This is a genomic window from Streptomyces sp. A0958 (assembly GCF_004795035.1).
Classification (GTDB): domain Bacteria; phylum Actinomycetota; class Actinomycetes; order Streptomycetales; family Streptomycetaceae; genus Streptomyces.
Window position 1 is genome coordinate 1 of sequence record NZ_SSBK01000052.1, and the last position, 11,289, is coordinate 11,289.

An 11,289-nucleotide genomic window follows, 5' to 3' on the forward strand; every position below is an offset into this window, starting at 1 on the left:
TCACCCGAGTGGACGGTCGCGGGTCCGCGGCGGGGGCGGGGCGGCGCGGCGGCCTTCTTCGCGCGCTTGGCCGGGGCGGCGGCCTTCTTCGCGGCCGGGGCCGCCCGCTTCCTGGCGGGCGGCGCGGCCTTCTCCGCAGCCAGGGCCCCGGACGCCGGTCCGGCGACGGCCTCCGCGTGCTCGGCGGCTGCGGCGGGCTGGGGCGAGGAGAGGGTGGCGGCGATCGGGGTCTCGGCGAGCGGGGCCTCGGGGGCGGACGCGGGCTCGGGCTTGCGGGACGGCTTGCGGGCGGTCACGGGGACGGCCTCCTCGGAGGTGTTGGGGCGGGGGCGGATGGCGGGCGGCACGGGGCGCTGCGGTGCTCAGTGGGCGGTGACGGAGGCCAGGCGGTGGATCGCGGCCATCGGGACCGGGAGCCAGTCGGGCCGGTGCCGCGCCTCGTACAGCACCTCGTACACCGCCTTGTCGGTCTCGTGGGCGCGCAGCAGCTCCGGCTCGGCGCGCGGGTCGGCGCCCGCCGCCTCGGCGTAGCCGTCGCAGTAGGCGTCCCGGCAGCGGGCCGCCCACTCGGGCTTCCAGGGCCGGTGCGAGCGGGCCGCGTAGTCGAAGGAGCGGAGCATGCCGGCCACGTCGCGCACCGGCGGCTGCGGGCTGCGGCGCTCCGGGAGCGGCCGGGCCGGCTCGCCCTCGAAGTCGATCAGTGACCAGAAACCGTCGGTGCCGCGCAGGGTCTGGCCGAGATGGAGGTCGCCGTGCACCCGCTGGGCGGCCCAGCTGCGCCCCCGGTGCCCGAGCGCGGCGACCGCGTCGAAGGCGGTGCGCAGCCCGGGGACGTACGGGACCAGCTCCGGCACCGCGTGGGCGGCCGCCTCAAGACGCTCCACCATGGCGGCGGCCAGCTCGTCGGTCTGGGAGCGGCGCAGCACCGGGGTGGGCAGGGCGGCGGCGAGCGCGGTGTGGACCTCGGCGGTGGCCCGGCCCAGCGCGCGGGCCTCGGCCAGGAAGTCGTGTCCGGTGGCCAGGGCGCGCAGGGCGAGCTGCCAGCCGTCCTGGGCGCCGCGCAGGTAGGGCTGGAGCACCCCGAGCGTCAGGCGCTCCGGCGTCGCGGCCTCGAACCAGGCGACGGGCGCGGGCACCCGCCCGCACCCCTCGCGGGACAGCGCGAGCGGCAGTTCGAGGTCGGGGTTGGTGCCCGGGAAGACCCGGCGGAAGATCTTCAGGATGTACGCGTTGCCGTACACCAGCGAGGAGTTGGACTGCTCGGTGTCCAGCACGCGCGGCGGCAGGTCCTCGGGGATGGGCTCCGCGCCCCGGTCGAAGCGGACGGCGCCGAGCCGGCCGGGGGTGCGCAGCCGCTCCAGCAGCAGGGACGCCAGGCGCGGGTCGTGCAGGCCGTCGTAGACGGTCAGCCCGGCCAGCGGCCCGTCCGGCACCCGGCCGATGAGGGCGGGCGCCAGGTGCTGCGGCGGCGCGGAGCGCACCCCGAGCAGCAACTGGTAGCAGTCGACGGGCGGCTGGGCGGGCATGGTGGGCTGGTGGACCCGGACCAGCAGGTGCAGGAGCCCGGGTGCGAGGTCGTCGTCGCTGCGGTCCACCGGCAGTATCTCGGTGGCCGAGACGAGCGAGAAGGCGGTGATGGGCCGCCCCTTGCCCGCGAACCACCGCTGCCGGGGCAGCCATTCGTGGAGCAGCGGTCCGAGAGACGGAAGCAGGGCTGTGCTGTTCGCCAGGGTGACCTGAGCGGATGCAGCCTCCGACATGGCATCGCGTCCTTTCCCCGGGCACACCACAGGATGCGAAGAGTGTCCCGGATTGCGGCATTGGCTGTCCGGCTGTGCGGGACGTGTCGGGTCAGGATGATCCGTACGGACTCGACATGAGGGGATCGAAACGCCAGGAGAATCCAGGAAGCTTCCTGATCCACCCGGTATGGGGGGAGAGTGCCCCGTGCGGGGCGGTGGAAACCGCCCCGCCGGTGGCGGCCGGGAGCCGGCCCCGGGTCAGCTCGGCGGCGCGTCCTTGCGCAGCCGGAACCAGTAGAAGCCGTGTCCCGCGAGGGTCAGCAGGTAGGGCCACTGACCGATGGCGGGGAAGCGCACCCCGCCGATCAGCTCCACCGGATGACGCCCGTTGAAGGACCTGAGGTCGAGCTCTGTGGGCTGCGCGAACCGCGAGAAGTTGTGGACGCACAGCACCAGGTCGTCCCCGTGCTCCCGGGTGAACGCGAGCACCGCCGGGTTGGACGACGGCAGTTCGTTGTACGTGCCGAGGCCGAACGCCGGGTTCTGCTTGCGGATCTCGATCATCCGCCGTGTCCAGTGCAGCAGCGAGGACGGGGAGGCCATCGACGCCTCGACGTTGGTGACCTGGTAGCCGTAGACCGGGTCCATGATCGTGGGGAGGTAGAGCCGCCCCGGATCGCTGGAGGAGAAGCCGGCGTTGCGGTCGGGCGTCCACTGCATCGGGGTGCGTACGGCGTCCCGGTCGCCCAGCCAGATGTTGTCTCCCATCCCGATCTCGTCCCCGTAGTAGAGGATCGGGGAACCCGGCAGTGACAGCAGCAGCGCGGTGAACAGCTCGATCTGGTTGCGGTCGTTGTCCAGCAGCGGGGCGAGGCGGCGGCGGATGCCGATGTTGGCGCGCATCCGCGGGTCCTTGGCGTACTCCGCGTACATGTAGTCGCGTTCTTCGTCCGTGACCATTTCGAGCGTCAGCTCGTCGTGGTTGCGCAGGAAGATGCCCCACTGGCAGCCCGAGGGGATCGCCGGTGTCTTGGCCAGGATTTCCGAGACCGGGTAGCGGCTCTCGCGCCGTACCGCCATGAAGATCCGCGGCATCACGGGGAAGTGGAACGCCATGTGGCACTCGTCCCCGCCGCTCCGGTAGTCGCCGAAGTAGTCGACGACGTCCTCCGGCCACTGGTTGGCCTCGGCGAGCAGGACCGTGTCCGGGTAGTTGGCGTCGATCTCCTTGCGGACCCGCTTGAGGAAGTTGTGGGTCTCGGGCAGGTTCTCGCAGTTGGTGCCCTCGCGCTGGTAGAGGTAGGGCACGGCGTCGACCCGGAAGCCGTCGATGCCGAGGTCCAGCCAGAAGCGGAGCGCGGAGATGATCTCCTCCTGCACCGCCGGGTTCTCGTAGTTGAGGTCGGGCTGGTGCGAGAAGAACCGGTGCCAGTAGTACTGCTTGCGCACCGGGTCGAAGGTCCAGTTGGACGTCTCGGTGTCGACGAAGATGATCCGGGCGTCCTGGAACTGCTTGTCGTCGTCGGCCCAGACGTAGTAGTCGCCGTACGGCCCGTCGGGGTCGGTCCGGGACTGCTGGAACCAGTCGTGCTGGTCGCTGGTGTGATTCATGACGAAGTCGATGATCACGCGCATGCCGCGCTGGTGGGCGGCGTCGACGAACTCCACGAAGTCGGCGAGGTCGCCGAACTCCGGCAGCACGGCCGTGTAGTCGGAGACGTCGTAACCGCCGTCGCGCAGCGGCGACTTGAAGAACGGCGGCAGCCAGAGGCAGTCGACGCCCAGCCACTGGAGGTAGTCCAGCTTGGCGGTGATCCCCTTCAGGTCTCCGATGCCGTCGCCGTTGGAGTCCTGGAAGGACCGGACGAGGACCTCGTAGAAGACGGCACGCTTGAACCAGTCGGGATCGCGGTCCTTGGCGGGAGTGTCCTCGAACAGGTCGTGGACGGGCTCATTGACGATCATGGTGTGGGTGACCCTCCGGTCGGCGGGGACGGTCGCAGGACGGCGATGTGCGCGGGCGTCACGCCCGGCTCCAGACGCACATAGAAGGTCCTGCCCCAGTGATAGGAAGTGCCGGTGAGCTCGTCGCGCACCGGCACGCTCTCGTGCCGGTCGAGGCCGAGTCGCGGCATGTCCAACGAGACGGTCGCCTCCTGGGTGTGGTGCGGGTCGAGGTTGACGACCACCAGAAGGATGTTCGAACCGGAGTGCTTGCTGTACACGATCAGGGCGTCGTTGTCGGACGAGTGGAAGTGCACGTCCCGCAGCTGTTGCAGCGCCGGATGGCGGCGCCTGATCCGGTTGAGCGAGGTGATGAGCGGGGCCAGTGACCGGCCCTCACGCTCGGCGGCTTCCCAGTCCCTGGGCCGGATCTCGTACTTCTCCGAGTCGAGGTACTCCTCACTGCCGTGGTGGATCGGGGTGTTCTCGCACAGCTCGAACCCCGCGTACACCCCCCAGGACGGGGAGAGGGTCGCCGCGAGCACCGCCCGTGCCTCGAAGGCCGGCCGGCCGCCCTCCTGGAGGTATCCGGGGAGGATGTCGGGGGTGTTCACGAAGAAATTGGGCCTCATGTACGAGGCGGTCTCACCGGCCAGCTCGGTCACGTAATCCGTGATTTCCTGCCGGCTGTTGCGCCAGGTGAAATACGTGTACGACTGCTGGAATCCGATGGTGGCCAGGGTGCGCATCATCGCGGGCCGGGTGAATGCCTCGGCCAGGAAGATCACATCGGGATCGGTGCCGTTGATCTCGGCGATCACCTTCTCCCAGAAGATCACCGGCTTCGTGTGCGGATTGTCGACGCGGAAGATCCGTACGCCCTGATCCATCCAGAACCGCAGGATGCGCACGCTCTCCTTGACGATGCCGTCCAGATCCTTGTCGAAGGCGATCGGATAGATGTCCTGGTATTTCTTCGGCGGATTCTCCGCATAGGCGATCGAGCCGTCGGCCCGGTGCTGGAACCACTCGGGATGCTTCTCCACCCATGGATGGTCCGGCGAGCACTGGAGCGCGAAATCCAGGGCCACCTCCATCCGGAGGTTGCGGGCCGTCTCCACGAAATGCGCGAAGTCCTCCAGGGTGCCGAGGTCCGGGTGGACCGCGTCGTGGCCGCCCTCGGCCGAACCGATCGCCCACGGCACGCCCACGTCGTGCGGGGCGGGGGTCAGGGAGTTGTTCGGGCCCTTGCGGTGGGTCGTGCCGATGGGGTGGATCGGCGGCAGGTAGACCACGTCGAACCCCATCGCGGCGACCGCCGGCAGCCGCTCGGCCGCCGTGCGGAAGGTGCCGCTGATGATCCGGGACGGTTCGGGCGCGGCGGCGGCCTTGGCCCTGCGCCCCTTGCGGGGAGCCTTCGCCGGCTCGACCCCGGCCCCCTCGGAGCGCGGGAACATCTCGTACCAGGAGCCGTACAGCGCACGCCGGCGCTCGACGACCAGCGGGTGCGGGTGCGAGGCCGTGACCAGCTCGCGCAGGGGGTGGCGGGCCAGCGCGTCCCCGGCCTCGGGGGCGAGGGCCGCCGCGAGCCGCGCCTCGGCCGGCCTGGACTCGTCGCGCAGCGCGTCGACCGCGGCCAGCACCGCCTCGCGCCCGTCCCGCTTGGGCACGCCCTCGGCGGCCCGCTCGTACAGCGCGGCACCCTCGGCGAGCACCAGCGCGGTGTCGATGCCCGCCGGGATCTTGATCTGCGCCGCGTGCCGCCAGGTGGCGACCGGATCGCTCCACGCCTCGACCGTGTACGTCCAGCGGCCCTCGGCGTCCGGCGTCACCTCGGCGCCCCAGCGGTCGGTGCCCGGGGCCAGCTCGCGCATCGGCGTCCACGGCCCCGGACGCCCGCTCGGACCGCGCAGCACCACATTGGCGGCGACCGAGTCGTGGCCCTCCCGGAAGACGGTCGCGGTGACCTGGAAGGTCTCACCGGCAACGGCCTTCGCGGGCCTTCTGCCGCAATCGACGAGCGGATGGACGTCGAGGACGGGAATGCGACCGATCATGGAATCACCTGGGGACTGGAGCTCGGACTCGGCAAGGTGCGCAGCGGGCGCCGGAGACTGAACGCGCGCGCCGCGAGGGTGGGGTTGCGTCCTTTCTAGCCGCTCGGTGGATGGCTGGTGGGGTGTGGGCATGGCCGCTCCTGTCCGCGTTCACTCGAATGGCAGTCGAAACAGGTCGTATACAACCGGGGGCCGATCGCCGACGGCCTGGGAATGAATCGTGCGCGTGCCGGAGATGAACCCTCATCGGCTGTCATCCGAATGCATTCGTTCCGGGTACCGGAGAAGCCTTCCCCCACATCGCGGTGGGCCAATCCGGTGATATGTCGTCTGCTCGGGCGTATGGGGGACGTTCCGAATGCGCCGGGCTCCGCCGCGCGCACGCGGGATTGCGCAGAACCGGCGCACGCGGGTGGGAAAGGCGCCACTCGGCAGCTTTCCCCTTGGGGCGAAGGCCCACAAGGCCGCATCAGGGGAAGGAATCGGCCATAACACCTGTGCCGTATGAGTCCGGCTGTGCGTGCGGTGGCGAAAGGGGCGTACGGGACCGGAGCGCACGGCAGCCCGGACCGCCCCGGTCGCACTCCGCCCGGCGCCCGCGCGCCGTGGCTGCCGGACCCGGCCCGCGGCTACCGTCGAGGGTGACGGAGCGGCGCACATGGTGGTGCGTCCCGCTCCGATTCGTACGTCCCCTGTAAAGGTGGAATGCGTGAAGGCCATTCGTCGATTCACCGTGCGTCCCGTCCTACCCGACTCCCTCCAACCCCTCAGCGACCTGGCGCGCAACCTGCGCTGGTCCTGGCACACCGAGACCCGCGAGCTCTTCCAGGCCGTCGACCCGGAGGCCGGCCCCGCGGCGGAGTGCGACCCCGTACGCCTGCTCGGTTCCGTCTCCGCGGGGCGGCTCGCCGAGCTGGCCCGGGACGAAGCGTTCCTGCACCGGCTCGCCGAGGCGTCCGCCGACCTGCGGGCATACCTCCAGGGGCCCCGGTGGTACCAGGAGCAGCGCGAGCAGGGCGCCAGGCTCCCCGCCGCCATCGCCTACTTCTCACCCGAATTCGGGGTGACCGCCGCCCTCCCGCAGTACTCCGGCGGGCTCGGCATCCTCGCCGGGGACCACCTCAAGGCCGCCAGCGACCTGGGCGTCCCCCTCGTCGGGGTCGGCCTGCTCTACCGCCACGGCTACTTCCGCCAGAGCCTGTCCCGGGACGGCTGGCAGCAGGAGCACTACCCCGTCCTCGACCCCAACGAGCTGCCCCTCACCCTGGTCCGCGAGGCCGACGGCACCCCCAGTCAGGTCGTCCTGGCCCTGCCCGGCGGCCGCTCCCTGCACGCCCAGATCTGGCAGGCCCACGTCGGCCGGGTGCCGCTCCTCATGCTCGACTCCGGCGTCGAGGAGAACGCCCCCGGCGAACGCGAGGTCACCGACCGGCTGTACGGCGGCGGCAGCGAGCACCGGCTGCTCCAGGAGATGCTGCTGGGCATCGGCGGGGTCCGCGCGGTGCGCACCTACTGCCGGCTCACCGGCCACCCCGCCCCCGAGGTCTTCCACACCAACGAGGGCCACGCCGGCTTCCTCGGCCTCGAACGCGTCCGCGAGCTGGCCACGACGGGCCTGGACTTCGACTCCTCGGTGGAGTCCGTCCGCGCCGGCACCGTCTTCACCACCCACACCCCGGTCCCGGCCGGAATCGACCGTTTCGACCGCGAACTCGTCGCCCGTCACTTCGGCGACGACGGCGAACTCCCCGGCGTACCCGCCGAACGCATCCTGGAACTCGGCACCGAGACCTACACCGGCGGCGACCCCGGCGTCTTCAACATGGCGGTGATGGGGCTGCGGCTCGCCCAGCGCGCCAACGGCGTCTCCACGCTGCACGGCGAGGTCAGCCGGGAGATGTTCGCCGGGCTCTGGCCCGGCTTCGACGCGCCGGAGGTGCCCATCACCTCCGTCACCAACGGGGTCCACGCACCCACCTGGGTCGCCCCCGAGGTCTACCGGCTGCGGACCGAGTCCGGGGGCACACCGGGGCGGTGGGACTCCGTCGCCTCCATCCCCGCCCGGCAGCTCTGGGACCTGCGCCGGACCCTGCGCGAACAGCTGGTGACCGAGGTGCGCCGGCGGCTGCACGCCTCCTGGCGCACCAGGGGCGCACAACCCGCCGAACTGGGCTGGATCGACGGTGTGCTGGACCCCGGCATCCTGACGATCGGCTTCGCCCGCCGTGTCCCCTCGTACAAGCGGCTGACGCTGATGCTGCGCGACCGGGACCGGCTGCGCGGGCTGCTGCTGCACCCGGAGCGGCCGATCCAGATCGTCGTCGCGGGCAAGGCGCACCCGGCCGACGACAGCGGGAAGCGGCTGGTCCAGGAGCTGGTCAGGTTCGCCGACGACCCCCGGGTCCGCCACCGCATCGTCTTCCTGCCCGACTACGGGATGGCGATGGCCCAGAAGCTCTACCCGGGCTGCGACGTCTGGCTGAACAACCCGCTGCGCCCGCTGGAGGCCTGCGGGACGAGCGGGATGAAGGCCGCGCTCAACGGCTGCCTCAACCTGTCCGTGCTGGACGGCTGGTGGGACGAGTGGTTCGAGCCGGACTTCGGCTGGGCGATCCCGACGGCCGAGGGCAGCGCCCTGGACGAGGACCGGCGCGACGACCTGGAGGCCAATGCCCTGTACGAGCTGATCGAGGACCGGGTCGCGCCGCGCTTCTACGACCGCGGGGACGAGGGGCTGCCCGGCCGCTGGATCGAGATGGTCCGCCGCACGCTGGGCACCCTGGGGCCCAAGGTGCTCGCCGACCGGATGGTCCGGGAGTACGTGGAGCGGCTGTACGCCCCCGCCGCGTCCGCCCAGCGGTCCCTGGACGTGCCGCAGGCCCGGGAGCTGGCCGGCTGGAAGGCGCGGGTCAGGGCGGCCTGGCCGCGGGTGGCAGTCGACCACGTGGAGGCGGTGACGCCCGCCGGGTCCGGTACGTCGGCGGAGCTGGGTTCCACGCTGGCCCTGCGGGTCCGGATCACCCTCGGCGCGCTGGAGCCGGACGACGTGGAGGTGCAGGCGGTGGCCGGGCGGGTCGACTCCGCCGACGCGATCTTCGACGCCCAGGTCTTCCCGCTGAAACCGGCGGGCGGCCAGGACCTGGAGGGCCGCTGGCTGTACGAGGGCCCGCTCGCCCTGGACCGTACGGGACCGTACGGCTACACCGTGCGGGTGCTGCCCACCCACCGGCTGCTGGCCCACGGCGCGGAACTCGGCCTGGTCGCCCAGCCGACGGGCGCCACGGGCGAGCGCGCGGGCGTGCTGATGCGCTGACGCCCGGGCCCGGAAGACACACGACCGCCCGGGAGGAGAGGTCTCCTCCCGGGCGGTCCGCCGTGTCAGCGGCGGGTCATGCGGTGACCCGTGCCGGGGCTCATGCGGTGAGCCGGGCGGTGGGGCCGGATCAGAAGGTCAGCTTGAAGCTGTTGATCTTTCCGCTGTACCCGGAGTAGACGTCCTGGACCTTGAGCTTCCAGGTGCCGTTGGCGGTCTTGGACGAGGCGTTGACGGTGTAGGTCGTCTTGACGTTGTCCGCCGAGTCGCCGATGGAGGCGTTCTTCAGCCGGAAGGTGCCGCCGTCCGGGGCGACGAGGTCGATGACCAGGTCACCGCGCCAGCTGTGGGTGATGTCCACGCCGACCTTGAGGGCGCTGGGCGCCTTGCCGGAGCGGCCGGTGACGTTGACCGAGCTGGTGACGGCCGAGCCGTGGTCGGGGATGGCCACGGTGGTGGTGTTCTGGAAGACCGTGCCGTCACCGGGGTCGGTCGGGTCGGTGTTGCCGCCGGGGCGCGTGCCGACGTTGATCGCGGCCCAGGCGTCGGCCACCGACTTGTACTCGGCGCTGCTCGTGCCGTAGAGGGCACCGGCCACGGCGAGCGTGCCGGTGCGGGCCGCCGCGTAGTTGGTCGTGGAGGTGAACTTGGTGGTGAGCGCCTTGAACCAGATCTGCTCGGCCTTGTCGCGGCCGATGCCGGTCACCGGCAGGCCGTCGGAGGTCGGGGAGTTGTAGCTGACGCCGTTGATGGTCTTGGCGCCGCTGCCCTCCGAGAGGAGGTAGAAGAAGTGGTTGGCCGGGCCCGACGAGTAGTGCACGTCGATGCTGCCGATGCCCGAGTACCAGGAGTCCTTCGATATCCCGTCCCGGCTCGGCTTGTCCTGGTAGCGCAGCGGCGTGCCGTCGCCGTTGATGTCGATCTTCTCACCGATGAGGTAGTCGCCCTTGTCGGTGGAGTTGTTGGCGTAGAACTCGACGGCGGTGCCGAAGATGTCGCTGGTCGCCTCGTTGAGGCCGCCGGACTCACCGCTGTAGTTCAGCCCCGCGGTGTTCGAGGTGACGCCGTGGCTCATCTCGTGGGCCGCGACGTCCAGGGCGGTCAGCGGTGCGGCGTTGCCGTAGCCGTCGCCGTACGTCATGCAGAAGCAGCTGTCGTCCCAGAAGGCGTTGACGTAGCTGTTGCCGTAGTGGACGCGGGAGTACGCGCCGACGCCGTTGCCCTTGATGCCGGTCCGGCCGTGGACGTTCTTGTAGTAGTCCCAGGTCTCGGCCGCACCGTAGTGGGCGTCGGCCGCCGCGGTCTCCGGGTTCGAGGCGGTGCCGTCGCCCCAGACGTCGTCGGAGCCGGAGAAGAGGGTGCCCGTGCCGGACGTACCGTGGTTCAGGTTGTACGTCTTGTGGTTGCCGCGGGTGGTGTCGGTCAGGTTGTACGCCCCCGAGGTGTTGAGGGTGACCTGGCCGCTGTACTCGGTGTTGCCGACGCCCGTCTCGATGGCCTGCCACTCGTAGAGCTTCGCTCCGGTGGTGGCGTCCGTGATGACGTGCAGGGCGTTCGGGGTGCCGTCCTCCTGGAGGCCGCCGACGACGGTCTCGTAGGCGAGCTGCGGGGTGCCCGACGCCATCCAGACGACCTTGCGGGGCGCCTGGTCGGCGACCGCCTTGTCCGAGCCGGCCGCCTTGGCCGCGCCGAGCGCCTGCTTCTGGGCCGCCGCCGGGGCGACGTCCGCCGTCGTGCTGACGGCCTTCAGCTGGGAGGCGGTGGCCGGGGACGCCTTGACGACGCTCTCGGTCGTACCGGCCTTGCTCTCCTGGACGACCAGGTCGCCGCCGAGGACCGGGAGCCCGTCGAAGGTGCGCTCGTAACGCGTGTGCGTGGTGCCGTCGTTGTCCTGGACGACATCGCGGACGACGAGCTTCTCCTGCGGGCCGAGGCCGAGCTTCTCGGCGGTGGCGGCCCGGCCCGCGGTGGCCTCGCGGATCAGCTCGGCGCGCTGCGAGGGCGAGAGCTGCTTGGTCAGGGCGCCGTGGTTCGCCGTGGAGGTGGTGGCGGCCTTGGCGGTGCCCGCGTCCGGTGCGGCGGAGGCCGATCCGGTCTGGACTCCTACGGCGAGGAGGGCTGCTGCGGCTATCAGGGCGCCGGTCGCGGTGGTACGACGGCTGGGCGTGGATCTCACGCGGACTCCTTCTGCGAGGGGGGTACCGGCGACTGGGTGAGCCGTCCGGGCAGAGCA

General features: G+C 71.2%; 5 protein-coding genes and 1 pseudogene. 1 reads left to right on the forward strand and 5 read right to left on the reverse strand.

Going from position 1 to position 11,289, the window contains the following annotated elements; genetic code table 11:
• The 4 genes and pseudogenes from E6P78_RS30405 to E6P78_RS30420 all read right to left on the reverse strand — a co-directional run.
• A pseudogene (locus tag E6P78_RS30405) lies at window positions 1–296 on the reverse strand (hypothetical protein); the annotation flags it as partial.
• A 66-nt stretch (window positions 297–362) separates the two neighbouring features.
• Window positions 363–1,760, reverse strand: a complete 1,398-nt coding sequence (locus tag E6P78_RS30410; protein WP_136206851.1) for a phosphotransferase — start codon at window positions 1,758–1,760, stop codon at window positions 363–365.
• 240 nt (window positions 1,761–2,000) lie between these two features.
• Window positions 2,001–3,707 (reverse strand): maltose alpha-D-glucosyltransferase, encoded by a 1,707-nt coding sequence (treS, locus tag E6P78_RS30415; RefSeq protein ID WP_136206852.1) that lies wholly within the window; start codon window positions 3,705–3,707, stop codon window positions 2,001–2,003.
• Window positions 3,704–5,743: an alpha-1,4-glucan--maltose-1-phosphate maltosyltransferase gene (locus E6P78_RS30420; protein ID WP_136206853.1), complete on the reverse strand. Its 2,040-nt coding sequence runs from the start codon at window positions 5,741–5,743 to the stop codon at window positions 3,704–3,706. The genes treS and E6P78_RS30420 overlap by 4 nt, the downstream gene beginning before the upstream one ends.
• A 709-nt stretch (window positions 5,744–6,452) precedes the next feature.
• On the opposite strand from E6P78_RS30420, the gene glgP reads away from it, so the two are divergent.
• Complete coding sequence (gene glgP, locus E6P78_RS30425; RefSeq protein WP_206307963.1) at window positions 6,453–9,056, forward strand: alpha-glucan family phosphorylase; 2,604 nt, start codon at window positions 6,453–6,455, stop codon at window positions 9,054–9,056.
• Between the two features lie 130 nt (window positions 9,057–9,186).
• Here glgP and E6P78_RS30430 read toward each other — a convergent pair whose 3' ends face one another.
• The gene (locus E6P78_RS30430) at window positions 9,187–11,232 is read right to left on the reverse strand and encodes a M4 family metallopeptidase (RefSeq protein ID WP_136206854.1); all 2,046 of its coding nucleotides are present in this window, start codon (window positions 11,230–11,232) and stop codon (window positions 9,187–9,189) included.
• Between the last annotated feature and the right edge of the window lie 57 nt (window positions 11,233–11,289).